Here is a 25,600-nt window from a genome sequence, read left to right as displayed (position 1 = left end):
TTAATCCGGATTCACCCGTAGGATGTTCTGTTATCAGAAATAACGATAATCATTTTCGCCATCTATGGTACCTGAGCCTAGAATCCTGCCAAAGTTTATTGATTTGGCGATCGCCGGAGCGGGCCCCCAAGCCTTGACCCTAGTGACCCATTTATTACAAAAAAGAAAACCCCTGCGGGGACGATTTTTGGTGTTTGATCCCAGTGGCGACTGGCTCCAGCGTTGGCAATACCAATTTGCGGCAGCGGAAATTCCCCATCTGCGATCCCCCGCGGTGCATCACCCCGACCCCAATCCCCATGCCCTCCGCACCTTTGTTGAACAACGTCCCCGGGAATTATTTCCTCCCTACGATTTACCGGGTACAACTTTGTTTTGGGAATTCTGCCAAGAAGTTATCGAGCGGTGGCAATTGCGGAACCTGGTTTATCCCGCCCAAATAACGGAAATAGAGCCCCTACAACACCAAAATCGCCAGCGGTTTCGTCTTTGGTTAGCGGATGGTCAATCAATACTGACCCGTAGGCTAGTGTTGGCGATCGCCGGAGGGAAACCCCAAATCCCAGCCTGGGTGGATCAGATTTCGTCTTCTTATCCAATCCATGCCCTTATGCACTCGGAAAAAATAGACCTGAGAACCATGCATCTGGCGGGGGAAAAAATTCTTATCATCGGTAGTGGCCTGACCAGCGGTCATTTGGCGATCGGGGCGATTAAACGGGGTGCCAAGGTACTCATGATGGCCCGGCGGAAATTTTACGAGAAGCTTTTTGATGCGGAGCCGGGCTGGCTAGGGCCGAAATATTTGAAAGGTTTTTACGCTGAACCAGATTGGCATAAACGCTGGCAATTGATTCAAACGGCCCGCAATGGAGGTTCCCTCACCCCTGCGGTATTAACCCATCTACGTCGCCTGGAAAAAGAAGGGTCACTGACTTTCTATGAAAATTGCGAAGTTAGCCAAGCCCAATGGCGAGAAAACCATTGGCAGGTGAGTTGTCATTATCCTGGGGCTCATGATTGTGTGGCCCATTTAGGGATTAATCGTATTTGGCTCTGTACAGGTAGCACTATTGACGTTAGAAAATGGCCCCTGTTGAAGGAAATCCAGACCAACTATCCTGCGTCAATAATTAATGGTCTACCAGTGTTGGATTCTGCCCTACGCTGGCCTGGTTGCAACTTACACATCATGGGAGGAGCCGCCGCTCTCCAACTCGGCCCTGTGGCCCGTAACTTAGCCGGGGCTAGAATGGCGGGCGATCGCCTGGTAGCTCGTTTATGAAGACCAAAGACCATTGGGAGTCCTTGAAAAAAAGACGATCTCAAACGTCATAACCAAACAAATTGGGATTAACTTCTGTTAAATTAATATCCCCCAAACCATATTCCGCCCAGCGTTGACTGACCTGTTCCGCCATGGCTTGATCCGATTCCAATACCTCGCCCCATTCGTGATCCGTTTCCGGGGGAATTTTGGTGGTGGCATCAATGCCCATGCGTCCCCCCAATCCAATTTTTTCGCTGGCAAAATCGAGACTGTCAAAGGGGGTTTCCGGCAAAATAAATACGTCCCGCACTGGATCCACCTTGGAACTGATGGCCCAAACCACCTGGCGGGGATCGCGGATATTAATACTCTTATCCACCACAATGACAAATTTGGTGTAGGTAAATTGGGGCAGAGCACTCCAAAAAGCGAGGGCGGCCCGTTTAGCCTGGCCGGGATAGGCCTTATCAATGGAAATAATGGCCGCTTTATAGCTCAACGCCTCCATGGGCAAAAAGAAGTCGGTAATTTCCGAAACCTGTTGCCGCAAAATAGGAGTGTAAATACGGTTCAAGGCGATCGCCATCATGGCTTCTTCCTTGGGGGGACGGCCGCTAAAGGTGGTTAGGTAAATGGGATTTTTGCGATGGGTCAGGCAATGGAAGCGCACCAAGGGGGAATCTTCTACGCCGCCGTAGTAACCCATGTGGTCCCCAAAGGGGCCATCCGGTAACATTTCTCCTGGGGTAATGGTACCTTCCAAGACAAATTCTGAATCGGCAGGCACTTCCAAATCCACAGTTTTACATTTGGCCAGGGCCACCCCGGAACCACCATATAAACCAGCAAATAACCATTCCGACAAATCCACCGGGATTGGTGTGGCCGCCGCCATAATAATTAAGGGATCTACCCCCAAGGCGATCGCCACTTCCAGCTTTTTACCCTGCTCCGCCGCTTTCCGTAAATGCCTGGCCCCTCCCCGCACGGAAAGCCAATGGACGGTCATAGTGGTTTGAGATTGCAATTGCAAACGATAAACCCCCACGTTGGGCGTACCGGTTTCACAATCTTTGGTAATAACTAGCCCCAGGGTAATAATTTTGCCCGCATCACCGGGGTAGGGACGGATGAGGGGAATTTGGTTTAAATCTAAATCTTCGCCATCGATGATAACTTCTTGGCAAGGGGGGAAAAAGTTACGGCCAGGCTTTGCTTTGAGGACATCGAATAAGACTTTGCCGAAATCGATCGCCTGGGAAATTTTCTTCGGCGGTTTAGGTTGTTGTAACAGGGCTAACTTTCTGCCCAAATCTTCCAATTCCAGGGGATGCTCCATATTCATCGCCCAACAAATGCGCTCCACCGTGCCCATTAAATTCACTGCCACCGGGAAGGGGGAACCCTTGACATTTTCAAACAACAGCCCTGGGCCACCGGCCTGCAACATGCGGTTGGCGATTTCCGCCACTTCCAAGTTGGGATCCACCTCAGCGGTAATGCGGCGCAACTGCCCCCGTGCTTCCAACAACTGGATGAATCCCCGTAAATCTCTGGCCATGGCAGTTAAAAAACTATACTTTCCATATTTAATACTAACAGACTTTAGCTGCGAAAATAAGCTATAATCTTCTCGTGGATTATTTTTATATTTTCTTTTAAAATGTCTTATCAATCAAATGATTTGGCTAAGTACCTTTCAAATATTTTAATAAACATTATCAAAATTTATCCGGAATACTTGCTCGAAAAATACAAAAAGTATGATTGGAGTAGTGAGAAAACATCGCAGATCATTACAAAATACTTTTCTGATCATCTTAATAATTTAGTTGATAATGGAGAAGATAATTTTTTTCTAAATATTAGCTTATCCATTTTTCGTAAATTTCTAGTACCATTTAGCTTAAGTGATAAAGATGTTATTGATTTATGCATAAAAAATAAATTAAGCGAACATGGCAAACACTTAGATAGCAAATCTGAGAATTTAGGATTTTCGGTTCTTTTAATTGACATCGAAAATATTTATCTGGATGTTACAGAAGAAGACTTAATCAAAAAATTTAGTAGGCATTCTTTAAAACACCACTTAGCTTTTGGTAATTGGAAAAAATTAGGAAATAAAGATGAAGAGCTACACAAAAGGGGATATGAACTATTTCATGTACCTTCAGGCAAAAATAATGCAGATCAAAGAATGACAAATATAGGAGCTTTTATTTGCCTAAATTATCCTGATATAAAAGAGATTTTTGTTTGTTCTTCAGATAAAGACCTTGAAATTCTATGCAGTTTTTTGTCTCAAAAAAATATTGTGGTCTATCAGGTTTTCCGACAAATCAATAATTTATGCATTAAAAATCCTGAAACGAATGAAATTTTGTCATATCCCATTATTTCTAGTGAATCTTCCAATGAAAAAATTATTGATCTAAAAACATTAATCGAAGAAATAAAATCTATTATTCGTGAAGTGACAAATCAGGCATCACAACAGCAATGGGTTACACTGAGTCAGGTTTCAACTATATTTTATCGTAAATTTGGATTAAGTCTTAACGATGTTGTTAAGCATCATTTTCCTGGAAAAACAGCAAAATTTATATTTTTGGAATATAAGAATTACTTCGTTGTCCATGATCCACCGGAATCTAAAGATATTTTTATTGCATTGTTTAATTTTAACAAAGAATCTTCTGAATTCATCACTCAAAATAGTCAAGATTCTTTGGAAAACAAGTTTGTTAAAATCATAAAAGAAGAGATTAAAAACAATAAAAATAAAAAAGTTGAAATAGGTTATGCTGCCTCCAAATTTGCTGGAAAGTACAATATTTCAATCACTAAAGCTCTTAAGAATGCCAGTCGTCCTGGTAACTATAAAGCTTTTATTAACTCAATATCAGTACTAGAACTCATAAATGAGGGTGGACGTTGTTTTATCCGCTTACGCTAGAAGCTAAAAATAGTCTATTAAATACATCAATTAAAATTGTTGAAAACTTTCCATCCCCTCACGGCGATCGCCGTCACTCCCCAAGCCGTTAAATTGCTTCTACCCGTGGCGGAAACGTTGACGGGAAAATTACTCCTATCAGAATCCTTGGCTGAGGAATTAAACCTTGGTGGCAATCCCGCCGTAGAAACCTATGACCATTCCCTGGCCATGGCCATTGAGGAAAGGTGGAGTACCCATAAAGCTTTGATTTTCAGTTTAGCAACGGGGGCCGTAGTCCGCTTAATTGCCCCTTTATTGCATGATAAACAGACCGATCCCGCTGTGGTGGTGGTGGATGCCATGGGCACATCGGTGATTAGCTTGCTCAGTGGTCATCAAGGTGGCGGCGATCGCCTGGCGGAGATAGTGGCAGAACAGTTGCAGGGAAAGGCAATTCTGACTGGTGGAGCTAATGGCTTAGGGCAAATTGCGGTGGATTGTTTGGGCATTCCCTTCGGTTGGCGGAGGGGAACAGGGGATTGGACAGCGGTCAGTGCGGCTTTAGCTAGTCAAAAACCGGTGGCAGTGCAACAAACGGCGGGGTCAACTTTGTGGCAAGGGTATTTACCCCCAGGCCATGGTTTTAATTTTTCTGGAACGGAGGCAACGGCGGCAACCCTGGCCATTACCGTTCAAGACAATCTTCCTGAACACCAGGGGCACCCCATGGCTCAATGGCATCCCCGACTGCTATGGGTGGGTATCGGCTGTGTGCGGGGCACCGATTTAGCGCTGTTGGAAAAAGCTTTGCTAGAGGTTTTAGCTAGGGAAAATTTCAGTCCCCTGGCGATCGCCGGCCTGGCCAGTGTGCATTTAAAAGCGGACGAAGTAGGAATGCAGCAATTGGCCCAAAAATATGATTTACCCTTTGTTACTTTTTCTGCCGAACAGTTAGCGGCCCAGTCTGTGCCCAATCCCTCCGCTGTGGTTAACCAGGAAGTTGGTACCCCCAGTGTGGCGGAAGCGGCGGCCCTCACGGCGACCCAGGTTTATGGCGAAGGAGGAAAACTGATTGTCGAAAAAGTCATTGTCAAACAGGATCAACAAGCCGTGACAGTGGCGATCGCCCAGGGAAAACGGGAATATATCGGTAAACCGGGGCAGTTATGGTTGGTGGGTACAGGGCCTGGTGAATTGAGCCAAATTTCCCCCGCCGCCCGCACGGCCATTCGAGAAGCGGATGTGCTCATCGGTTATGGACTTTATTTAGATTTGATTGACCCCCTCCGCCGTCCCGGACAAATTTGCGAAACTTTTCCCCTCACCCAGGAACGGCAACGCTGTCAGCGGGCTATTGAATTGGCCCAATGGGGCTTAACGGTGGCGGTGTTATCCTCCGGGGATTGTGGCATTTACGGCATGGCCGGGTTAGTGTTGGAGGAATTAGAAAAAGTTGGCTGGGATGGACAAACCCCGGGAGTAGAGGTTTTTCCTGGCATTAGTGCGTTCCAGGCCGCAGCAGCCCGGCTGGGTGCCCCCCTGATGCACGACTTTTGTGCCATTAGCCTGAGTGATTTACTTACCCCCAGGGAAAAAATTTTGCAACGGTTAACGGCGGCGGCCCAAGCAGATTTTGTCACCGCTTTGTACAATCCCAAATCCCAAAAGCGTACTGTACTAATTGAGCAAGCCCAGGCCATTTTCCTGCAATGGCGATCGCCAGATACTCCGGTGGCCCTGGTGCGTTCCGTATATCGACGGGATGAGACCATTGTGCGGACCACATTGGCCGAAATGTTGAACTTTCCCATTGATATGCTGACGGTGGTGCTGATCGGCAACAGTAACACCTACAATTATCACGATTATTTGATTACCCCCCGGGGCTATTATGCTAATGCCTAGGGGAACGCAGTCGGTTATCGGAGCGGCGTCAGCTGCCCCCTAGCCCCCTAATTTTCAAGGTACCCTGGATGGAAGTGAGTGTGTTGACTGGGAGTATTTTCCAATGAAGCTGGTGAAGGATGTACAACTGAGGCGCTATACCCCCCCCACCTGTACTTTAGAGCTGTGGCAAACTCGACGGGTGTGGCAAAGAACCCCCCAAACTTTGCCGCCGGATTATCGGTTTGCGCTTCACTTTGACGATCCCCGCTTGCCGGAAGTAGAACAACTAACCTTGTCGGGCACACCGGAAGAATTGGAAACCCTGGCTGTAGCGGTGGAATCTTACCTCCAACAACGCCTGAGCCCCTGCGCTTCCCTGGAACCAAGCACCTATCCGGAACCGATATTTAATGCCGACGGTGAACCATCTTTTTGCCTCCGGCCCCAGGGGTCATGGAGCCATGAACTATTGGGCATGGGGGCCCCCGTAATCCTCAATACTTCCCAGTTGTACGATCTAATGTTGGCCCTGGAAAGTTTTCGTCTCCAGGACCTAGAACCCAGTCGGATGCCCCCAGCCATTGCCGGGGAAAAGTTACCTCAGGGATTAATAGTGGGAGGAGTAATGGCGGCCGGTGGTGTGCTGGCGATCGCCATGGCGACCCTATGGATGCGGCAACCCCAAGGGGAAGTGGTGGTACAGGAAAATTTTCAACTGCCCGTGCCGAGCCAATTCCAGTTCAACGAAGTTAGTAACCTCGTGCCTCCCCCTCCCCGGGGCAATACCCCTTCCCCCCAATTGGCCCAGACCCTCGCTTTAAGGGACCCCCTACCTTCCCCCAGTGCAGTGTTAGCGGCCACGCCCCCTGCCCGCAATGCCAATATTCCCCTAGTGGTGCCTCCAGAAAGGGTGCGCCCTCCGGATTTGCAAGCTCCAGCAGCCCCAGGGGAAACCTATATTGCCATTCCTGACCCGACCAACTTACAACCCCTGACCCCACCGCCAGAACCGCCTTCCCCCGATGCCCTAGCCATCTTGCCCCGCCCCGACGGCCTGCCCTTGCCCTACGGTGGCCAAGTTTTACCCAACGCCCCCGATTTACCTTCCCTGCCACCAGGCTCCAATCCCATTAGTTTCAGACCGCCCCGACCCCGCTCTGTGCCACCCCGCTCCACCAATTTGCTGGACACCATTCCCCAGGTGGCGGAAGTGCGGAGATTTTATCAACAGCAGTGGCAACCGGCGGAGGATCAAACCCAAACCTTGGAATATCGTCTGCAAATTGAACCCAATGGCACGGTGAAAAGAACTGTGCCCCTAGGCCGGGCCGCTAGCATTTACATGGCCCGCTTACCCCAACCTGCGCCGGGGGAACCGTTGGTGTCTCCCCTGGCCGATGACAGAGTGGAAACCATCCGCCTAGTCCTAACTCCCCTGGGGGATGTGAAGGCTTTTCTGGAAGATCAACCCCAATAGTCCCCAGCATTAAGCAAAAAAAGCCCGCTGGTTTTTCCGTCGGGCCTTGTTTAATTGGTTTTGAAAATGTTTTCAAGATTCCACTCCCAAGTTTTAAGGAGAGTAGATCAAAGCCCCCAGTATTACCGGAACTTGGTCGATTGGGGGTAAAAACTAAAGCTCTTAGTTTCCAGAGTTTGATGGCTAATGCCTAGGCTAGGGCCGCTACCTTGGGCCAGCGTCCCACCGTTTGGCCAATCACGGCCAATTGTTGCATGGTTTCATCAAAGCGGTCGGGGGTGAGGGATTGGGGCCCGTCGGACATGGCTTTGGCTGGATTGGGATGCACTTCAATCATCAAAGAATCGGTGCCCGCGGCGATCGCCGCCATGGCCATGGAAGGCACATACTCAGACTTCCCAGTACCGTGGCTGGGGTCGATCATAATGGGCAGGTGGGTGAGGGAGCGCAGCACAGGCAACACCGACAAATCGAGGCAATTGCGGGTGTAATGGCCATCAAAGGTACGAATGCCCCGCTCACAGAGAATCACGTTGGGGTTGCCCGCCGCCAGAATGTATTCCGCCGCCATTAACCACTCATCAATGGTAGCCGCCATGCCCCGCTTTAACAGCACCGGCTTATCCTGGGCCCCCACTTTCTTCAGCATGGAGAAATTTTGCATATTGCGGGCTCCCACTTGGATCACATCCGCCACTTCTGCGATGATTTCTAAATCCGCCGCATCCATGACCTCGGTGATGATGCCCAAACCAGTGGCTTCCTTCGCCGCCGCCAACAGACCCAAAGCACTTTCGCCATGGCCTTGGAAAGCGTAAGGAGAAGTGCGGGGTTTGAACGCGCCGCCTCGTAAGAACTGGGCCCCGGCTGCTTTAACCCGACGGGCCGTTTCCACAATCATGGTTTCGTTTTCCACTGAACAGGGCCCGGCTACCACCGCCACAGGATGGTTTTTGCCGATCGCCACGGGGCCAGCGGGGGTAGAAACAATCACTTCGCTGTATTCCCCATGGCGAAAAGTCAGGCTAGCCCGTTTAAAAGGTTGTTCCACCCGCAACACATCCTCAATCCAGGGGCTAACTTCTTGGATTTGCAGGGGATCAAGTCCGGCGGTTTCCCCCACCAATCCCATCACTACTTTATGTTTGCCGACGATTTTTTCGGGGGTCAGGCCCCGTTCAGTAAACTCCTTACCAATGCGCTCAATTTCTATATCTGGTGTGCCGACTTTCATGACGACGATCATGATAACTTCCTCTTTCGATAGGGTGGAACAGGGGGAAATTTTTTAGCTACAAGCTTAATAACAAATGCGGACTCGCAAAGCCGAACTAATGGTAATTTTAACGAAATTATTTTGACCAGCAGGATTGGGCAACCATTATTGACCAATCGTTAACTTTGTTAACAAAAATTCACAAATCTTGAACATTGCCCAAAGATATTTAACGATCGCCGTTGTCCGGGGCCGTTTGTTGGGCATTGCGCCAGACGGCGATGGTGCGACCCAGGTTGAGGCGAAATTCTGGCCAACCCCACAAACTACCTGGTTCATCTTCCCAGGAGGTGGAAAAAATGCCATAGCTTAGGCCCACCACCCCCAGACCAAAAAACAGCAGACTCACCGCAAACACCACATAGGTGGGAATCTCAAACCAGTCCCGGCTCACAACGAGGTAAAAAAGCACAAAGGACAACATGCCCAAACCGGTGGGAATGCCGGAAAACAAGGCCATGCGCTTGACCATCCGCTGGCTCACCACGGCGGGAATGCCACTGTCCGCTGAGCGGCTGGATTTTTTTTCTTTGGCACTGCTGGTTTTACTGCTGGGGGCCGCCACTGAGGGGGGCTTTTTTTCGACCTTTTTCTTTTTGGATTTCCGTTCAAAAGGAAGGCGGTCTCGGTTGGTGGGGTCAGCCATGGGAAAAATGCAAAAACTTAACGACGGATACCGAGGCGTTTGATCAGGGCTTGGTATCGTTCCGGCTCCCGGGCGTTGATGAAACTCAATAAACGCTTACGACGACCAATCATTTTGAGCAGGCCCCGACGGGAGGCGTGGTCTTTGGGGTTAGCTTTGAGGTGCCCTGTGAGCTGGGTAATTCTTTCTGTCAAGAAGGCCACTTGCAGATCAGCGGACCCAGTATCAGTCTCGTGGGCTTGATACTCGGTCATCAATTCTTGTTTACGGACTTGGGTTAAGGACATATTTTCTGTGAAAAAAACCTGAGCGGTAAAATACTAGGCGATAAATTTCGTTGCAATCTCTTACTATATCACGTTTGCCGGAGGTCCCCTTCCCCGGGCCAAGGGGGGCAGTTAATTGGTAAGTAAGGGCCGTGGTTGGGCAGATTATTCCAGATTCAAAACAGATAGCTGTGGGCCAAACTGAGCAGAAAAGTTAATTGCCCCGCCAGAAGGAGCAGATAGATGACAATGCGCCGCTGGAAGACAGACAACAATAGCCCAATGCTTTTGACGTCAATCATAGGGCCAAAGACCAAAAATGCCAGCAAGGAGCTACCGGTGAAGGTGGAGACAAAGGAAAGGGCAAAAAATGAGTCCACTGTGGAGCAGACCGATACCACCACCGACAACAGCATCATGGCCAGAATGGAGCTAATGGTGCCCTGCCCCAACAATAAAATCCATTCCCTCGGAATAAAAACTTGGATAACGGCGGCGATTAAACTGCCCAAAATTAGCATGCCGCCCAATTCCCGCAGTTCCTGCACAATATTGTCGGTGAACATTTCCCAACGGCTGGGGGCAATGGGGGGTAAGAGGGTTTCCACCGCTTGCTCATCTAGTTTCAGCAGTTGACCGCTGTTGCCACTACCCAAAATAAAGGTACCCGATTGCAAAAGGGGGGACTCACAGGCGATCGCCGGGGGAGATTCCTCGGGACGATTGAGGTAGGCCAATCTACGACCCAGGGCAGGCTTGAGCAGGGGCACTGCATCCAACTGGCGACTAAACACCCAACTAATGATCACAGTGATGATCAAAGAACAGACAATGCGGGCCACCACCATGCCCGGTTGGTCCCGGAAGGCCACCCAAGTGGACCAAATCACAATGGGATTAATGGTGGGAGCGGCCAACAAAAAGGCCACCGCCACGGAGGGGGGTAAACCCTGCATCAAAAATCTTCTGGCCACGGGCACATTGCCGCACTCACACACCGGAAACATAAACCCCACCAGGCTACCGGCGATCGCCCCCAGGAAGGGATTACGGGGGATGTAGGCAATTAACTTTTTTTCATCGCTGAATACTAACAGAGCACTGGAGAGCACCACCCCAAAGGTGAGGAAGGGAATGGCCTCCACCAGTAAGCTCAAAAAAATAGTAAAGGCTTCGTGCAATTGGGTCATGATTCAATCAAAGCCAGGCAGACTTAGCCCAGGGGACAAAAAAATTCCTGAAGCTCAGGGTGAGAGGAGCAAAAAATGATAATACCAAACTGCGATCTTTCTAGGGTTGAGTCGGGGGAGGCGTACTCTCTGTCCCTCCGCCCTGGTTATTGGGTTCCGTCGGTGCCAAAGGATTCTGGGGTGGGGGCAACTGGGGATTTTCTACCTGTAGTTTAATGGCCGCCAGCAACTGTTTTAGCCCCTCTTCCTCCGGATAAATTTTTGTCAACTTCTCCATCGGGGCGATCGCCCCTGCCAAATCTCCCATCTGCAAACGTGCTTCCACCAGACCTTGCAACGCATTGGGGTTGTCCGGTTCCCGTTGCAATACCTTTTCATAGCCTTCGGCGATCGCCTTTAACTGCTCTATTTCCGCCGCCGTTGGTTGTGTCCCCTGGGATGGGGCTTCCGTCTGGTTTTGGTTGGCATTGCCCCTCAACATAGTCAGCATCGGCACCGTCATCATGCCCAGAAAAGCCAATCCTGAGGCAATGATGAACGTCTTTTGTAAAATCTTTTTGGTGGAAGCCATAGAAAAGGGGGAATGCCCAATAACAACAAAATCAAACTTTAAGGTTATACAACCTAGCCATAGTAGAGGTTTCTTTGACCATTAACCGAGAAAATTAGGCGGGGGGTAGGGGATAGTAGAAGAAATAACCATACACTCCCCAGGCAAAGGCCGAGCCGCAGATTAGGGCTAATAATAACAAGCTTTGCCCCTGGCCCATGCCCAGATTCCGCAACTCAATCCGACCGAGAATGGCCGCCGCCAGCAGCAACAAAAATGAAGTGAAATAGTTAAACCACCGCAGGGCCACCACAAACACAAAACACCAAAACACCATGGACACCATCGACCGCAGTTCCGATTTGGCCCAATTACCCACCACATAGGTCATTAAGGTAATGGGGGTAGTCAAAGCTAAAGTGGTCAACGTGATAATAAACAGAGTGAAAATATGGATTAAAGCCAGAACCGTCCTCTGATCAATATCGACCCGCAGGCCCTTGAGATGTTCATGGAACATAATGCTCCAGGGCACACTGGCCTCAGCCAATCTCCAGCCAAAGGCAACATAGGTAATAATTACCAAGGCAATGGACAAAAAAGGAATAGATTTGAGCCAGGGCATGGGCAGTTTTCCCCTCAGGGCTAAGGACTAGCGTGATCAAAACAGCCAAAAAAGAGAAAACGAAGAAGGCATGGTCGGCCAAAGGAACCCAACGCCATCTTCGTTAATCTTCGTCCCAAAACCAATCAGGACATGAACTGAATGATGTAATCAAAATAGGGAGCTGTCTCATTGGCATCCTCTGCACTCAACAGTCCCAAAGCTGCATCTTTCAGTACGTTCACCGCATCCACCATGCCCGGCACCGGCACATCTAAGGAGTTGTACATCTCCTTAACACCGATTAAACCAGTGGTTTCAATGGGTTCTTTGTTGCCCGCTAAAACGCCATAGGTAACTAGGCGTAAATACCAACCGTAATCCCGCAAGCACTGATTATATTGCCGTTGACCGTAGGCATTACCCCCCGGGGCTCGGTATTCAGGATGCTTTTTAAACAGTTGTTTTTGGGCTTGATCGACTATCTTTTTTTCATTTTCGGCCAAGGTTTCCGCAATGCGAATACGCTGGGCACCGGTGGTTAAAAATGCCTGGATCCCTTTGAGTTCACCGCTAGTGGGGTAGCGGAGTTGATCGTCGGCTTGCAAAATAACTTGACTAACTACACTCATGATATCAACAAGAATTTCATATCATACTGTAGTTTAGCCTGAGTTGCCCCATACCGCCCCAGGCTAAATACCCTCCTCCCGAGGCGGTAGATTTTTTGACCAGCTACTTGCCTAGACGGCCACCACTTGGGGGCTAGAAGCAAAGGCCGCTTTCAACACATCCACTTTATCGGTGTATTCCCAGGGTAAATCTAGGTCATTGCGGCCAAAATGGCCATAGGCGGCCACATCTTGATAGAACCGCCCCCCCCGTTCAGCGGGCAAATTCCTTAAATTAAGGGATTGGATGATACCAGCCGGGCGCAGTTCAAAGTTTGCCAACACCACTTCCAGCAGTTTTTCTTCGTCCACCTTGCCGGTGCCAAAGGTATCAATTAAAACGCTGACGGGGCGGGCAACCCCAATGGCGTAGCTGACCTGTACTTCGCATTTATCTGCTAAACCCGCGGCCACAATGTTTTTGGCCACATAGCGGGCGGCATAGGCTGCAGAACGGTCTACTTTGGTGGGGTCCTTACCGGAAAAGGCACCGCCGCCATGGCGGGAATAACCACCGTAGGTGTCCACGATGATTTTTCTTCCCGTTAACCCCGCATCCCCTTGGGGACCTCCCACAACAAATTTGCCGGTGGGATTGACAATGAAGCGGGTTTTATCGGTGGGTTTGAGGGCAATGTCGCTGAAGCAATGGCCCACCACCACGTCCCAAAGATCGGCCTTAATTTTGGCTTGCACTGCATCATTATCGGTGATATCGCCAATGTGCTCGTCGTGCTGGGTGGAAATGAGAATGGTGTCAATGGCTACGGGCAAGCCATCTTCGTACAGGATGGAAACTTGGGTTTTACCGTCGGGGCGCAGATAGCCCAATTGGCCTGACTTACGCACTTCCGATAAGCGCAGGGCAATGCGGTGAGCCAAGCTGATGGGCAGGGGCATTAATTCTGGGGTTTCGTTACAGGCATAGCCAAACATTAGGCCCTGATCGCCGGCACCGATTTTGTCTAGCTCATCATCGCTGAGGGCGTGGCGTTGTTCCTGGGCGGCGGTTACCCCCTGGGAAATGTCGGGGGACTGTTCGTCGATCGCCAGCATGACAGCACAACTGTTGTGGGAAAAGCCGTTGTCGGCATTGGTGTAGCCAATTTCAGCAATTTTCTGGCGGATTAATTCGACAAAGTTGATGTGGGCTTGGGAAGTAATTTCCCCCGTCACTAGGGTTAAGCCTGTGTTGACTACGGTTTCCGCCGCTACTCGACTGTTGGGGTCTAAGGTTAATAGGGCATCAAGAATGGTATCGGAAATCTGGTCACACACCTTATCGGGATGGCCTTCTGTCACCGACTCGGAAGTAAATAAATAGCGCTTAGACAAAGTCTTCAGTCCTCGTACACGATAAAGGCTATTGGGCAAACAAGACCTTCAACAAAGCTTGTTAAGTTAAATTAACATTTCATCATACAGGTTCTCTCCCCCGGTAAGAAAACGGCGATCGCCAAAATTTGTTCCCCAGGCTACCAAGGGCCGGTTTGCTCGAAGGCTCGAAAATTATAATTAACTTTCCCTCGCTCCCCTGCGGACAGAGGGCAATGACGATGACTTACCCTCCTTGGAGAGGAGCATTGGCTAGCAATGTCACTTTTTAAACGGGTTGCAGAATGTCCTGGGATTGTTGGGCTTGGAGGGCTTTTTCTAACAGTTCCGGCCCAGCTGACGCTAATAGACGGGAATCGCTCAGGGTACGGCGCCAAAATTTAGCCCTGGGTTGACCATTAAATAAGCTCAATAAATGCCTGGTAATTTGATTAAGGCGATCGCCATGGCGTAAACGCTCTTCCACATAGGGCAACATACGCTCAATAATTTCTGCTCGGCTGGGGATTAAATTTGTTTTTTGGTAAATATCCCGGTCTACCGTGGCAAAAAGGTAGGGATTTTCGTAGGCGGCCCTCCCCACCATTACCGCATCTACATGGTGGAGATGGGCGTTGATCTGCTCCATTTGGGTAATGCCACCATTAATTTCGATCGCCAATTCAGGGCAGTCTTTTTTTAACTGATAGACATCTTGGTAGCGTAACGGCGGAATGGTGCGGTTTTCCTTGGGACTGAGACCCTGGAGCCAAGCTTTACGGGCATGGACGGTGAATCTTTGACAACCAGCTTGGGCCACAACGGTCACAAATTTGACTAGGTCTTCATAACTATCCTGATCATCAATGCCGATGCGATGTTTGACGGTAACGGGAATGGCCACAGCCCTTTGCATTGCTGCCACACATTGGGCCACCAACTCCGGCTGGGCCATGAGGCAAGCCCCAAAATTGCCGCTCTGCACCCGATCACTGGGACAACCCACATTTAAGTTAATTTCGTCATAGCCCCAATCCTGACCAATGCGGGCACATTCCGCCAACAGTTGCGGGTTATCCCCCCCCAATTGCAGGGCCACCGGTTTTTCCTCCGGGCTAAAGTCCAACAATTTGGGGCGATCGCCGTGGAGGATCGCTTGGGCCGTGATCATCTCTGTGTACAGCAGGGTATGGCGAGTTAACTGCCGCAGGAAATAACGAAAATGGCGATCGGTGTGGTCCATCATCGGCGCCACACTGAGGGGGTTAACAGCACCATCGGAAAAAACTTTGGTCATCAGGGCAATATTTAGGTTAAGTCAGTCTTTAGGGCAATTTCATCCGTCAGGGCGGGCAGATCCAGAGTGGCATAAATTTCCGCCAAAGGAATCGCCAAGTTAAGGGCTTCAATGTCGGCGATCGCCTCTAGGCCTTCATAGGACTTCAGTAACCAAAAATTCTGGGGAGTCCGCTGGAAACACTCCACCAAATACTGCTGGGTATTAACCAAAATGTAAGCCTGCAAACCCGATAAAGTACGGTAATCCTGGAACTTTTTGCCCCGGTCAAAGCTTTCTGTGGATTCCGACAGAACCTCAACAATTACCCTGGGATATTGAACTATAGAGGAATTGGTATCATCATTATCTTCGCAAGCAACCACAACATCGGGATAATAGTAACGTCTCTGATTTAAGAGCATCACCCTGATATCCGCCATAAACACCTGACAATTATTCCCCATCAGGCGGGAGCGCAAAGCCAGAGCTAAATTGAGAGAAATTATGTTGTGGGCCTTGGTTGACCCGGCCATGGCATAAATCTGGCCATTGATGTATTCATGCTTAACATCACTGCGACCTTCAAACTCTAGGTAATCGTCGGGGGAAAAGTATCCATTGGAGGAGAGAGCAACCATCTGCCTTGCCAAATTTGTCTAAATTGATTGTCTCCATTTTATTGCCCCACTCCCTTTCGTTAAATATCTTTACGATCGCCTTTGGTCAGCCAAGGAAAGCTAAAATACTGGCCGGATAACCCCATTTACCGTTTCCCGAGGGGGGAGTACCCTAAGGGAGAGCGAATAGATTGCGGGCCGAAAATCCGAAAGAATCGGTAAAATGGCAAAGTCAGCATTTTCGCTTGTAAACCCAACATTACCTACAAACTTCAACAAAAAACACCTGTGGCCGATAAAAGAAGACCCCAACGCGACCTACCTCAAATTAACGAAAGAATACGTTTCCCAGAAATACGAGTCATTGACAGTGACGGTGCCCAATTGGGGATTATTACCCCCAACGAGGCCATGGAAATCGCCGACGAGCGGGGGCTCGACCTTGTGTTAGTGAGTGAGACCGCCGATCCGCCGGTGTGCCGCATCATGGACTATGGCAAATATAAATTTGAGCAGGAGAAAAAAGCCAGGGAAGCCAAGAAAAAACAACATACCGCCGACGTTAAGGAAGTAAAAATGCGGTACAAAATTGATGAGCACGATTATCAAGTGCGCATTAATCAGGCCAAGCGCTTCCTCAAAGCTGGCGATAAAGTGAAAGCAACGGTGAACTTCCGGGGCCGGGAAATTCAGCATGCCCACCTAGCTAAGGAATTACTAGACCGCATGGCAACGGATCTGGCCACCGAGGCGGACATCCAACAGGCTCCCAAACGGGAAGGACGCAATATGATGATGTTCCTTTCCCCCAAAAAGGTCTAGCCCTACGGCAACGGTGAACCAAAACCGTTGGATAGTTTAAAAAATTTTTTGCATCCCCTGGGACCATCTGAGGGGATTTTTTGCATGGCTGTTACAGTACCAATCTTGCCGGAGGACGGCACAAGTTTTCGGCCCCTGTCCTAGAATGGGAAAGTCAGCAGAGCCCCACTGGTGGAGGAAAAGGTTTTGGACGAACTGCGCTCAGCGTTAGAGTTGGCGACGGAGGATGAACTGACCCAACTAACTCAAATTCTTTTTTGTCGAAAGTTTAATCCTTTGGATTATCTGCAAACCCCTCTGCCGGTGGAGGTACAAAGCTTGGGTCGTCCGTTGTGGGAAAGTTCCCTGGAGGAAAGATTCCGTTACCTGGCCGCCGATGGCCTGACGGTTTTGCGGGGCAAGGCCAAACAATTTAGCTATCGAGATACCCTAATTCGGGTTTGTCAATTCCTCAAGGTGCCCTACGCCCAACAGATGACCACCTTGGATTTGGAAACGGATATCTTTCTCCACTTGGTTAACCAAGCTTGGCAAAAGTTGCCCCCGGCGGAACAAAATAATCTAACCCGCAAAATTCAACGGTCCCTGATTAATTCTCCCCTCCCGGAACCCCTGCCGCTGCAAATTCAACATAATCCTGTCAATGTCATCCTCAAAGGAGGTGGGGCGATCGCCGTTAGTTCGGTGCTGCGGCCTCTGCTGTTGGGGCGCATTTTACAGCAGGTGACGGTACACATAGCCCAATATCAAGTGGCTAAATCAATGTTGGTGAAGGGCGGATTGAATGCGGCGGGTCAGTTGCAAAGTCAGTTGGCTCTCCAAACTGCCAAGCAGGGGGTACTGATGGGAACGGCTCGCTACGGGGCAGTGCGGACAATTTTTTCGGTGTTGGGGCCGGCCCTGTGGGGACTATTCCTAGCAGATCTGGGCTGGCGGGCGATCGCCACCAACTATGGGCGCATTATTCCGGTTATTTTTACCTTGGCCCAAATTCGCTTAACCAGGGAAACTTGCTGGCAACTGGCCTAGGTTGAGACGAGGAAATTAGAATGCCCTAGGAACGGCGGCGGGCCTTGGATTGGCCTGGGCGGGGTTGTTTTTTGCGCCCCAGTCTTTTTTTAAGCCAACTGCTTCCCCAGTCACTGAGGCTATGGGCCATGGCCCCTGCTTCCAAACCCAGGAAAATGATTACCAATTCTCCGCGGTGATTTTGCACCCATTGCCCCAGGGATAACCAGTCAATGCCCTCTAGCCTCTCTAAATTGAGCTTTTGTAACAGTACCAATACTATCCCCATCCCCAGGGCCGCTAACAATAACCAACAACTTAGGTACAACAATCGCAACATAGTACCGATTAAAAAGCCGTGGGAAAGGGGCGATCGATGAGGAATAAAGCGGCGGTAGGGGAGCCAGATCCACCTCAGCCAGCCCCACCGTTTATATTGGCAGGAATGGATGTCCAGATCTGGACCAAACATTAGCCCACTAAAGCCAAAGGCGATCGCCATTAGTAGGGTCAGTCGGGCACTGCCGGTGCTGATAAATGCTACGGCCATAACGGCGGGGGTAGCCCCCAGGGTAATGCGGTCATGGATTTTACCTGCGGGCATGGCAAGGGAAAAAAAGGGATGGGCAACCAGGAAAAAAAAATTTCCGAGGGCGATCGAACAAAACGATAACCTATGATATAGTGATTAAGCATGAGTAAAGGGCGATTAGCTCAGTTGGTAGAGCGCCTGCCTTACAAGCAGGATGTCGGCGGTTCGAGCCCGTCATCGCCCATAGAAGTTTTGAAATTAAATAATTAAATAAGTTCAAAACGCCCAGGCTACACGCTGCCTTCCGCTTCCTCCCTAGCCTTGGCTAGCTTCTGGCGATCGTAATAGCGATTGCTGTAGTAGCGGCCATAGTAATAACCATATCCACCGGAGGTGGAAGTGATGGCATTGGCCACAATTCCCAGCACATTCAAATCCGCCAAAGCCAATTCCCTAAAGGCTTCCTTGAGGCTGTCCTTACGGGTTTTATTAAGGCGTACCACCACCACCAGGCCATCGGTCTGATCCGCAATGAGGCGGGAATCCGTTAGTCCCAAAATAGGAGGCGTATCGATCAAGATTAAGTCGAAAGTTTCTTTCCACTGGTTCATTTTGACCACAAAATTCTGGGAAGCGGAAACTAACTGCTCCGGGGTCATGGTGTCATCTTGAACTTTGAAATAGAACAGATTCTTGCCCAAAAGTTCAGGTAAATCTTCATTTTGACCATTGGAGTTGGCAGCTAGGGTACTGAGCACGCCATTACCATCGGAGGTTGTATTTTCGCCCCCAAAGCCCGTGATTTTGGCCAATTTTAACCAGGCTTGTTTTTGGGGAAAATAGCGATCGCCGTCTACTAGCAGAACTTTTTGCCCCAACTTAGCGGCGGCCTGGGCTAGGAAAAAAGCCGTAGTGGATTTCCCATCCCCCGATTCAGCAGAGGTGACCACAAAGGAATGGCACTGGCGTTTGCGTTTGAGGAAAAATAGGTTGGAATAGAGCTTAGCGTAGGATTCCTGCATAGCCTCATTGGGCAGGGGGGAACCATACTTAATGCTGGCCCGCAGTTCCTTTTCCAGGGGAATGTACCCGAGGATGGTGTGATGCTGACTAGCTCTTAAGTCTTCCACACTGTGATAGGCAGGATCCAATCTATCCACCAATAAAGCGGCGCCTCCCCCTGCCAGAAGTCCCAGCATGGCAGAGAGTAAAATATCCCTGGGCAAAGTGTTGATTGGTTTATCGGGTAGGGTGATGGCGGAAACTAAGCGCCACGGCACAAAGCTCCTCGCGACTTCTACCTCCAAGGCTTGCCTTGTGGTCACCAACTGGGTTAAACCATTTCTTTGTAGCTCTAGCTCCTGTTGCAAACTAGCAAACTGGCCAGCAATGGTGGTGAAATTTTCCAGTTGATTTCTTAGTTCTGTTTCCGACTCAATGATGTTTGCCAGTTCAATGTTGAGAATATCCAGCTCGATGCCAACACTGGCAAGTTCTTGCAAAGCTTCTGCCTTGGGGCCCCCCACGTCTGTGGCGGTGAGGACCTGAGCCAAATCTCCATTGCTGAGCGTCCCCTTTTCCTTTTCGGCTTCAGCTCTGATCAACTGTAAAACGTTATCCTTTTCTTCTTGCAATTGTTCCATCTGGGGGCTATTGCCAGTGTAGATGGTGCTGGCCTCCGCCAATTTGAGGTTGATTTCGTTGAGACGACTCACTAGGCCTGCATAGACAGGGGATTGACCTAGGGAGCTTAAGCCAAAGGCACTATTGTTATCTATGCCCGTTTTTTGTTCCAGAGCATTCCGTTTGGCCGTTAGTTGTTGGATTTTGATCGACAAATTTTGCCGGAGCACATTGATTTCGTTGAGGCGCGAGCTAATATTTTCTGCTGTCTGGCTAGGATCAAAAAACTTATATTGCCGCTGCAAGGCCAACATTTGCGCTTGCAACTCTGCTACCCGGTCTTGGAATTTGGGTAACTGGTCATTAACAAAGCGGAGTTTTTCGCTCTCCTGTCTGGCCTGGTCTCTACGGGTGTAGTCCAAATATTGTTCAGCTAGAGCCTCCAAAACCGCCTTAACCCTTTCTTGATCATTACCCCGGTAGCCGATCTCAACAATGCCGGTGTCCGGCACCACCATCACCGACAAATTAGCCAGAAAACCACCATAGGAAATTTGCTCCTCTGGGGGGAGGGCGTCATAAATTTGGCTCCACACTGGTTCCAGCAGAATATTACTTTGTAGGATTTCCGACTGGGTGTTTAAATATTCCTTTCCCCGGGGAATGGTGCCCAGCAGTCCCGAACCCTGGAGCTGGGCCAGGGGATTAACTGTTTCATTCTCGGGGGGGGAGACTAGTAATTGGAAACTGGATTGAAAAACCGGCGGCTTATCAAGTTGCCGCTTGAGGTTCAAGCCTCCCACCGCTAGGGCCACCAGGATAACAATCCACCATCTCCTCCTCAAAACACCTGTCAGATTACCGAGGGAAAAGGAGTCCACTTCTTCAGCACCATACACTCCCACTAAAGGAGGGGGGGGACTGCCCTGGGGCAATTCTGGGTAACTGTAGGTCATTATCTTGGGGGGAATGGTTATTGGGCAAGGATGCTTGGGGAATTAGCCATGGTTTAGCACCTAGTGTGGGAGAGCGGTTTTATTTACTTGGGTCAATATTACCGTTATTTTCGGTGACTGTGCACTGTCAATACTAGCTTGGATCTACTGGGAAGGACTCCCATTTCGTTGCCCTAGTTCCTCTGATTAAACGGAGACCGGAAGGCTAAAAAAACAGATAGAATCGGCGATCGCCATTGATTGGAAGACTTAAAAATCGATGATGATGGCTGCCGGTGGCCAGGGGGGGGATGGGCAGTTGGAATTTTTATGACTATCCTTGCCCTAGGCAGGCACGATGCCAACGCAGGGTCCCTGTCCCCATAGTTTTGATCCTTCACACTTAAGTATTGGGGAAGAAAAGTTGATGATATTTCTTTTCTGACCCAGCTGGACAAAACGGGGTCAATAAATTAGATTGAACTGTAATCAGGCTTGTTTGGCCACCGACCGATCTTTCGGAGGTAAAGGCTTGGTCTGACTGGTAGCTCCTCTGCTTTCCATGGCGGAAGGAAGCCTTGATATAACCCCCCGAAAAGGCTAAACAGTTTTTTCGGTCACAAAAACAATTGAATCTTCATTTTTCCGCCCTAGCCGGAGCCTCGACGGTCCCACGGATCTCGGTTTCGTCTGCCGTATTCTTAGAAAAGACTAAGAACGTATGCAGGGTTCGTGCGGCCAGAAATAGGGAATTCAACCAGTGAAAAGTTGATAATTTCATCCCATGGGCGGTTAAGGGAAAAGATAAAGCCATAAATGTCCGGTTTTCGCCTAGCCTGGGGCAAGCCATTATGATGGAAGCCAGCCCTTCTCCACCAGCATTCGGAGGACAACATGTCAGCAATAACGGCCCAGGAACTGGAAGCACAAATGCCCGATGCCACTAAGTTATTGAGTGATGAACCGGAGATGGAAAGTTCTTTGCACTATATGCAACTGCTCTTGCTGGTCACTAGTCTGGAGTGGGCGTGGCGTCAGAGGGATGATTTTTTCATTGGTGCTAACCTAACCATTTACTTCAGTCGGCAACAACTCAAACAGCGGGACTTTCGGGGCCCCGATTTTTTCCTGGTGAAAAATACCACTGGGCACCCCCGTAGTTCCTGGGTGGTGTGGGAAGAGGACGGCCGCTACCCAGACTTGATTATCGAATTACTTTCCGAATCCACCGCGAAGGTGGATAGAACCACCAAATTGGACCTTTATGCCACCAGGTTCCACACCCCTGAATATTTTTATTTTTCCCCTGAAACCCTGGAATTTGCCGGTTTTAGATTGAATTTCAACCAATATTGCCCAATTACCCCCAATGAACAGGGTTGGCTATGGAGTGAGGCGTTGGGCTTTTTTCTTGGCATCCACCATGGTCAATTGCGCTATTTTTCGCTGGAGGGAATGTTGGTACCTACCCCCGAGGAGGCGGCCCAACAGGAAATGTTCCGGGCTGACCAGGCCATGGCAATAGCAGAGCAAGAAACCCAGAGGGCAAATCAAGAAACTCAAAGGGCAAATCAAGAAACTCAAAGGGCGGATCAAGAAAAATCCAGGGCCGATCGCCTAGCGGCCAAATTAAAGGAGTTGGGGCTAGACCCCGATGAAGCCTAAGGACAAAGGAGAAAAAGGCGATCGCCTATAATTGAGCCTATTATTGAACGGGCTATGGCACTATGTATCAGAGTTCTCCCCCCCTTTCTCCTCGGGAAACCCTACCCACCATGTACGATCTGCCCAGTGAAGATCCGGAGGAGCCCGGCTTGCCCGACGAATTCCATTTACTGCAACCAGAACTGTTGCGCCAGACCTTCCTACCCCCTAGTTATGAAGCGGCGGATTTTTTCACCGCCAGTGACCTGAATCTTTACTACGACGTTCACCATCCCCAGTGGTATAAGCGCCCGGATTGGTTTGGGGTATTGGGGGTGTCCCGTTTATATGACCAGCGGGACTTGCGCCTCAGTTATGTGATCTGGCAAGAGGGCATTGCCCCTCTGGTGGTGGTGGAATTGCTCTCCCCAGGCACGGAAAAAGAAGACCTGGGCCGGAGTTTGCGGGATGCCAGTCAGCCCCCCAATAAATGGACAGTCTATGAACAAATTCTGCGTATTCCCTATTATTTTGTGTTTGATCGCTATACTGACGAGCTCCAGGCTTTTGGTTTAGTGCAGGGGATTTACCAACCGCTGGTGCTGGAGGAGCCGGGCATCTGGCTGGCAAAGGCGCAGTTGGGACTAGGGTTATGGCGGGGTACGTATCAGGGCATAAACCGGCTTTGGCTACGGTGGTACGACAAGCACCATCACTGGATCTTGACCCCAGCGGAACAGGAAGCTCAACGGGCAGAACAGGAAGCCCAACGGGCGGCAAGGGAGGCTCAACGGGCAGAGCAAGAAAAGTCCAGGGCCGATCGCCTAGCGGCCAAATTAAGGGAGTTGGGGCTAGACCCCGATAAAGTCTAATAATGGCCATTGGCCTGACCCCAGGGCACGAGAAATTTACCGAAAAGTATGAGTACTTCCCCCCCAGAACTAATTATTGAAGCAGGACGTACCGAGCGTCAGTATTGGCAAGACCTATGGCGCTACCGGGAGTTGTTTTACACCCTGGCCTGGCGGGACATTGCAGTGCGCTATAAACAAACGGCGATCGGTGTGGCCTGGGCCCTCATTCGACCGTTTCTGACCATGGTGGTGTTTACGGTGGTATTTGGTAAGTTGGCCAATTTGCCTTCGGAGGGGGTGCCCTATCCCATTCTGGTGTTTGCGGGGATGTTGCCCTGGCAGTTTTTTTCCACTTCCCTCAGTGCGGCCAGCGATAGCCTGATTGCCAATGCCAATTTAATTTCTAAGGTGTATTTTCCCCGGTTGGTGGTGCCCACCAGTGCAGTGGTTACCAGTTTTGTCGATTTTTTAATTGCTGGGATAATTATGCTCGGGTTAATGGCTTGGTACAATTTCGTTCCCAGTTGGCACGTTATTACCCTACCGTTATTTATTTTGATTGCTTTTATGGCTTCCATGGGAGCAGGGTTATGGCTTTGTTCCCTCAATGTCAAATACCGCGATTTTCGTTACATTGTGCCGTTCATTGTCCAATTTGGTCTGTACATCTCCCCGGTGGGCTTCAGCAGTAATGTGGTGCCGGAAAAGTGGCGATTGCTCTATTCTATTAACCCGATGGTGAGTGTGATCGATGGTTTTCGTTGGGCTATTTTGGGGGGAGAATCGACTCTGTTTTTACCGGGGTTTTTGTTGTCCTTACTCTTGGTGATAATTATTTTTGTGACGGGTATTCTCTATTTTCGCAAAGTGGAACGAACCTTTGCCGATGTGATCTAACTAAACCATTTTCCCAACTGTTGCTACAGCAATTAGCGAATGAAACTTCTTGGCTCAAAATGCCCGAAGAGCAAAGCCCTAAAATTAATACCCCAGCGGACTTTGACTGTGTGAAATTTTCACCGTGGCGCAGTGATTACAATGATAAGGAAACTGTGCCGGGGCAGTGAATTACTTTGAATTACTATGACGGAAGCAGAAATCAGAGCCTTAATCCAGAGGGAGTTACCCAGGGCGATCGCCGAAGAACCGGCCCTGCGGGATTTTGTCTTGCGGACGGTGTCGGAATACTACACCCCTAGGACAGAGTTCGATCTGAAATTTGACCGGGTTCTGGACGAATTACAGCGCGATCGGGAAGAGCAGGCCCGCAAATGGGATGAGCAAAATCGTAAGTTCGATGCTTTTCAGGCGGAACAAGCTTCCAAATGGGATGAGCAAAACCATAAATGGGAGGAAAACACCCAGCGTCTGGACAGATTGGAAGCGCAGAACAGTGCCACCCTGGCAGAAATTCAGAAGGCTAATCGTCGTTATGAAAGTACCATCGGGGCTTTAGGGTCCCGTTGGGGTCTTTATTCGGAAGCCAGTTTCCGCAACGGGTTAAAAGCGATTTTGGAAGAATCCTTTGGAGTAGAGGTGCTCAATCTTAATGAGTATGACCACGATGGCATGGTCTTTGGCAGACCGGACCAGGTGGAAATTGATGTGATTATCAAAAATGGGGTCACCATTCTGTGTGAAATTAAGTCCTCCATGAGTAAATCCGATATGTATATTTTTGACCGTAAGGCAACTTTTTACGAACAACGACACCAGCGACAAGTTACGAGGAAAATTGTCATGTCCCCCATGGTGGATGAGCGAGCTAAGCCAGTGGCAGAAGCATTGGGTATTGAGATGTATAGCTACAGTGATCAGGTTCAAGAAATTTAAACTTTTTGGGTTTACTAGCCCCCACTGTTTTGACGTTGCTGTTAATGGCTATTGTCTTTTTGCGGTTCCAGGACCAAAACCAACGGGCATTAAGGGAAGTTTTGGCACTCCTAGCAGAATATGGGGACATCTTCTCCTAAGGGCGATCGCCAGGGGATCTAGCACTTAAAATGGAATTATCTTTGCCTTGCCCTCGATGTGGTTAAACTTTCTGGCACTATTGCCCGCCACTGTCTTGACGGTGTTATTGATTGCCATTGCCTTTTTGAGGTTCTATGACCAAACCGATTTTGAATTCCTCGGATACATCACCCAGCCCCGACAATGGAGCAATGGATTCACTGTGGCAGCCCTCCTGGCT

23 protein-coding genes and 1 tRNA gene are annotated in these 25,600 nt (G+C 49.5%); 11 read left to right on the top strand and 13 right to left on the bottom strand.

Going from position 1 to position 25,600, the window contains the following annotated elements:
- Nucleotides 1-64 precede the first annotated feature (64 nt).
- Nucleotides 65-1,285, top strand: coding sequence for a SidA/IucD/PvdA family monooxygenase (locus tag H6G45_RS14565; protein ID WP_190599130.1), 1,221 nt, complete (start codon nucleotides 65-67; stop codon nucleotides 1,283-1,285).
- Between the two features lie 40 nt (nucleotides 1,286-1,325).
- Here H6G45_RS14565 and H6G45_RS14560 read toward each other — a convergent pair whose 3' ends face one another.
- Nucleotides 1,326-2,831 carry a UbiD family decarboxylase gene (locus H6G45_RS14560; RefSeq protein WP_190599129.1) on the bottom strand — a complete coding sequence of 502 codons (1,506 nt, stop codon included), beginning with the start codon at nucleotides 2,829-2,831 and terminating at the stop codon, nucleotides 1,326-1,328.
- Nucleotides 2,832-2,933: 102 nt separating this feature from the next.
- Here H6G45_RS14560 and H6G45_RS14555 point away from each other — a divergent pair, with 102 nt between their 5' ends.
- From H6G45_RS14555 to H6G45_RS14545, 3 genes are all read left to right on the top strand, one after another.
- On the top strand, nucleotides 2,934-4,229 hold the full coding sequence (locus H6G45_RS14555; protein ID WP_190599128.1) for an NYN domain-containing protein: 1,296 nt from the start codon (nucleotides 2,934-2,936) through the stop codon (nucleotides 4,227-4,229).
- Nucleotides 4,230-4,265: 36 nt separating this feature from the next.
- Complete coding sequence (gene cobJ, locus H6G45_RS14550; RefSeq protein ID WP_199309791.1) at nucleotides 4,266-6,116, top strand: precorrin-3B C(17)-methyltransferase; 1,851 nt, start codon at nucleotides 4,266-4,268, stop codon at nucleotides 6,114-6,116.
- Between the two features lie 103 nt (nucleotides 6,117-6,219).
- Nucleotides 6,220-7,575, top strand: coding sequence for a DUF4335 domain-containing protein (locus tag H6G45_RS14545; protein ID WP_190599127.1), 1,356 nt, complete (start codon nucleotides 6,220-6,222; stop codon nucleotides 7,573-7,575).
- Nucleotides 7,576-7,765: 190 nt separating this feature from the next.
- On the opposite strand, the gene aroF is transcribed toward H6G45_RS14545, so the two are convergent.
- The 10 genes from aroF to H6G45_RS14495 all read right to left on the bottom strand — a co-directional run bounded on the left by aroF (nucleotide 7,766) and on the right by H6G45_RS14495 (nucleotide 16,009).
- Entirely contained in the window at nucleotides 7,766-8,821 is a 1,056-nt protein-coding gene (gene aroF, locus H6G45_RS14540) for a 3-deoxy-7-phosphoheptulonate synthase (RefSeq protein WP_190599126.1), read from the bottom strand.
- A 199-nt stretch (nucleotides 8,822-9,020) separates the two neighbouring features.
- Entirely contained in the window at nucleotides 9,021-9,497 is a 477-nt protein-coding gene (locus H6G45_RS14535) for a PAM68 family protein (protein WP_190599125.1), read from the bottom strand.
- A 17-nt stretch (nucleotides 9,498-9,514) separates the two neighbouring features.
- Nucleotides 9,515-9,784 carry a 30S ribosomal protein S15 gene (rpsO, locus tag H6G45_RS14530; RefSeq protein WP_190599124.1) on the bottom strand — a complete coding sequence of 90 codons (270 nt, stop codon included), beginning with the start codon at nucleotides 9,782-9,784 and terminating at the stop codon, nucleotides 9,515-9,517.
- A 155-nt stretch (nucleotides 9,785-9,939) separates the two neighbouring features.
- Nucleotides 9,940-10,953, bottom strand: a complete 1,014-nt coding sequence (locus H6G45_RS14525) for a permease (protein WP_190599123.1) — start codon at nucleotides 10,951-10,953, stop codon at nucleotides 9,940-9,942.
- A 100-nt stretch (nucleotides 10,954-11,053) separates the two neighbouring features.
- The gene (locus H6G45_RS14520) at nucleotides 11,054-11,524 is read right to left on the bottom strand and encodes a tetratricopeptide repeat protein (protein WP_190599122.1); all 471 of its coding nucleotides are present in this window, start codon (nucleotides 11,522-11,524) and stop codon (nucleotides 11,054-11,056) included.
- A gap of 94 nt (nucleotides 11,525-11,618) precedes the next feature.
- A complete protein-coding gene (locus H6G45_RS14515; protein WP_228016838.1) occupies nucleotides 11,619-12,128 on the bottom strand; it encodes a hypothetical protein in 510 nt (169 codons plus the stop codon).
- A gap of 125 nt (nucleotides 12,129-12,253) precedes the next feature.
- Nucleotides 12,254-12,739 carry an allophycocyanin subunit alpha-B gene (gene apcD, locus H6G45_RS14510; protein ID WP_190599121.1) on the bottom strand — a complete coding sequence of 162 codons (486 nt, stop codon included), beginning with the start codon at nucleotides 12,737-12,739 and terminating at the stop codon, nucleotides 12,254-12,256.
- 111 nt (nucleotides 12,740-12,850) lie between these two features.
- Nucleotides 12,851-14,113: a methionine adenosyltransferase gene (gene metK / locus H6G45_RS14505; protein ID WP_190599120.1), complete on the bottom strand. Its 1,263-nt coding sequence runs from the start codon at nucleotides 14,111-14,113 to the stop codon at nucleotides 12,851-12,853.
- 268 nt (nucleotides 14,114-14,381) lie between these two features.
- Complete coding sequence (gene dusA / locus H6G45_RS14500; protein ID WP_190599119.1) at nucleotides 14,382-15,389, bottom strand: tRNA dihydrouridine(20/20a) synthase DusA; 1,008 nt, start codon at nucleotides 15,387-15,389, stop codon at nucleotides 14,382-14,384.
- A gap of 11 nt (nucleotides 15,390-15,400) precedes the next feature.
- Nucleotides 15,401-16,009: a Uma2 family endonuclease gene (locus H6G45_RS14495; RefSeq protein ID WP_190599118.1), complete on the bottom strand. Its 609-nt coding sequence runs from the start codon at nucleotides 16,007-16,009 to the stop codon at nucleotides 15,401-15,403.
- 267 nt (nucleotides 16,010-16,276) lie between these two features.
- Here H6G45_RS14495 and infC point away from each other — a divergent pair, with 267 nt between their 5' ends.
- Both infC and H6G45_RS14485 read left to right on the top strand, forming a co-directional pair.
- A complete protein-coding gene (gene infC / locus H6G45_RS14490) occupies nucleotides 16,277-16,810 on the top strand; it encodes a translation initiation factor IF-3 (protein WP_010871520.1) in 534 nt (177 codons plus the stop codon).
- Between the two features lie 171 nt (nucleotides 16,811-16,981).
- Nucleotides 16,982-17,839: a hypothetical protein gene (locus H6G45_RS14485; RefSeq protein WP_190599117.1), complete on the top strand. Its 858-nt coding sequence runs from the start codon at nucleotides 16,982-16,984 to the stop codon at nucleotides 17,837-17,839.
- A 25-nt stretch (nucleotides 17,840-17,864) separates the two neighbouring features.
- On the opposite strand, the gene H6G45_RS14480 is transcribed toward H6G45_RS14485, so the two are convergent.
- Nucleotides 17,865-18,422: a metal-binding protein gene (locus tag H6G45_RS14480; RefSeq protein ID WP_190599116.1), complete on the bottom strand. Its 558-nt coding sequence runs from the start codon at nucleotides 18,420-18,422 to the stop codon at nucleotides 17,865-17,867.
- A gap of 99 nt (nucleotides 18,423-18,521) precedes the next feature.
- On the opposite strand from H6G45_RS14480, the gene H6G45_RS14475 reads away from it, so the two are divergent.
- Nucleotides 18,522-18,594: transfer RNA gene (locus tag H6G45_RS14475), tRNA-Val, on the top strand.
- A gap of 46 nt (nucleotides 18,595-18,640) precedes the next feature.
- Here the strand turns inward: H6G45_RS14475 and H6G45_RS14470 are convergent.
- Complete coding sequence (locus tag H6G45_RS14470) at nucleotides 18,641-20,929, bottom strand: exopolysaccharide transport family protein (protein ID WP_190599115.1); 2,289 nt, start codon at nucleotides 20,927-20,929, stop codon at nucleotides 18,641-18,643.
- Between the two features lie 873 nt (nucleotides 20,930-21,802).
- Between H6G45_RS14470 and H6G45_RS14465 the strand changes: the two genes are divergently transcribed.
- From H6G45_RS14465 to H6G45_RS14450, 4 genes are all read left to right on the top strand, one after another.
- The gene (locus H6G45_RS14465) at nucleotides 21,803-22,573 is read left to right on the top strand and encodes a Uma2 family endonuclease (RefSeq protein ID WP_190599114.1); all 771 of its coding nucleotides are present in this window, start codon (nucleotides 21,803-21,805) and stop codon (nucleotides 22,571-22,573) included.
- Nucleotides 22,574-22,635: 62 nt separating this feature from the next.
- The gene (locus H6G45_RS14460) at nucleotides 22,636-23,424 is read left to right on the top strand and encodes a Uma2 family endonuclease (RefSeq protein WP_190599113.1); all 789 of its coding nucleotides are present in this window, start codon (nucleotides 22,636-22,638) and stop codon (nucleotides 23,422-23,424) included.
- Nucleotides 23,425-23,472: 48 nt separating this feature from the next.
- Complete coding sequence (locus H6G45_RS14455) at nucleotides 23,473-24,303, top strand: ABC transporter permease (protein ID WP_190599112.1); 831 nt, start codon at nucleotides 23,473-23,475, stop codon at nucleotides 24,301-24,303.
- 186 nt (nucleotides 24,304-24,489) lie between these two features.
- Nucleotides 24,490-25,239 carry a DUF3782 domain-containing protein gene (locus H6G45_RS14450; RefSeq protein WP_190599111.1) on the top strand — a complete coding sequence of 250 codons (750 nt, stop codon included), beginning with the start codon at nucleotides 24,490-24,492 and terminating at the stop codon, nucleotides 25,237-25,239.
- The last annotated feature ends 361 nt before the right edge of the window (nucleotides 25,240-25,600 follow it).

The sequence above is a fragment of the Synechocystis sp. FACHB-383 genome (assembly GCF_014698605.1).
GTDB lineage: Bacteria > Cyanobacteriota > Cyanobacteriia > Cyanobacteriales > Microcystaceae > Synechocystis > Synechocystis salina.
Note: the sequence above shows the minus strand (reverse complement) of the source record. Positions and strands in the feature narration are given on the sequence as shown.

Excerpts from the sequence above, each read along its gene's own strand:
- H6G45_RS14525 (WP_190599123.1), bottom strand. The coding sequence starts at position 10,953 with ATGACCCAATTGCACGAAGCCTTTACTATTTTTTTGAGCTTACTGGTG.
- H6G45_RS14520 (WP_190599122.1), bottom strand. The coding sequence starts at position 11,524 with ATGGCTTCCACCAAAAAGATTTTACAAAAGACGTTCATCATTGCCTCA.
- H6G45_RS14560 (WP_190599129.1), bottom strand. The coding sequence starts at position 2,831 with ATGGCCAGAGATTTACGGGGATTCATCCAGTTGTTGGAAGCACGGGGG.
- H6G45_RS14565 (WP_190599130.1), top strand. The coding sequence starts at position 65 with ATGGTACCTGAGCCTAGAATCCTGCCAAAGTTTATTGATTTGGCGATC.
- H6G45_RS14515 (WP_228016838.1), bottom strand. The coding sequence starts at position 12,128 with ATGCCCTGGCTCAAATCTATTCCTTTTTTGTCCATTGCCTTGGTAATT.
- H6G45_RS14470 (WP_190599115.1), bottom strand. The coding sequence starts at position 20,929 with ATGACCTACAGTTACCCAGAATTGCCCCAGGGCAGTCCCCCCCCTCCT.
- H6G45_RS14465 (WP_190599114.1), top strand. The coding sequence starts at position 21,803 with ATGTCAGCAATAACGGCCCAGGAACTGGAAGCACAAATGCCCGATGCC.
- aroF (WP_190599126.1), bottom strand. The coding sequence starts at position 8,821 with ATGATCGTCGTCATGAAAGTCGGCACACCAGATATAGAAATTGAGCGC.
- H6G45_RS14545 (WP_190599127.1), top strand. The coding sequence starts at position 6,220 with ATGAAGCTGGTGAAGGATGTACAACTGAGGCGCTATACCCCCCCCACC.
- H6G45_RS14455 (WP_190599112.1), top strand. The coding sequence starts at position 23,473 with ATGAGTACTTCCCCCCCAGAACTAATTATTGAAGCAGGACGTACCGAG.
- apcD (WP_190599121.1), bottom strand. The coding sequence starts at position 12,739 with ATGAGTGTAGTTAGTCAAGTTATTTTGCAAGCCGACGATCAACTCCGC.
- dusA (WP_190599119.1), bottom strand. The coding sequence starts at position 15,389 with ATGACCAAAGTTTTTTCCGATGGTGCTGTTAACCCCCTCAGTGTGGCG.
- H6G45_RS14480 (WP_190599116.1), bottom strand. The coding sequence starts at position 18,422 with ATGCCCGCAGGTAAAATCCATGACCGCATTACCCTGGGGGCTACCCCC.
- H6G45_RS14535 (WP_190599125.1), bottom strand. The coding sequence starts at position 9,497 with ATGGCTGACCCCACCAACCGAGACCGCCTTCCTTTTGAACGGAAATCC.
- H6G45_RS14555 (WP_190599128.1), top strand. The coding sequence starts at position 2,934 with ATGTCTTATCAATCAAATGATTTGGCTAAGTACCTTTCAAATATTTTA.
- H6G45_RS14450 (WP_190599111.1), top strand. The coding sequence starts at position 24,490 with ATGACGGAAGCAGAAATCAGAGCCTTAATCCAGAGGGAGTTACCCAGG.
- H6G45_RS14460 (WP_190599113.1), top strand. The coding sequence starts at position 22,636 with ATGTATCAGAGTTCTCCCCCCCTTTCTCCTCGGGAAACCCTACCCACC.
- rpsO (WP_190599124.1), bottom strand. The coding sequence starts at position 9,784 with ATGTCCTTAACCCAAGTCCGTAAACAAGAATTGATGACCGAGTATCAA.
- H6G45_RS14495 (WP_190599118.1), bottom strand. The coding sequence starts at position 16,009 with ATGGTTGCTCTCTCCTCCAATGGATACTTTTCCCCCGACGATTACCTA.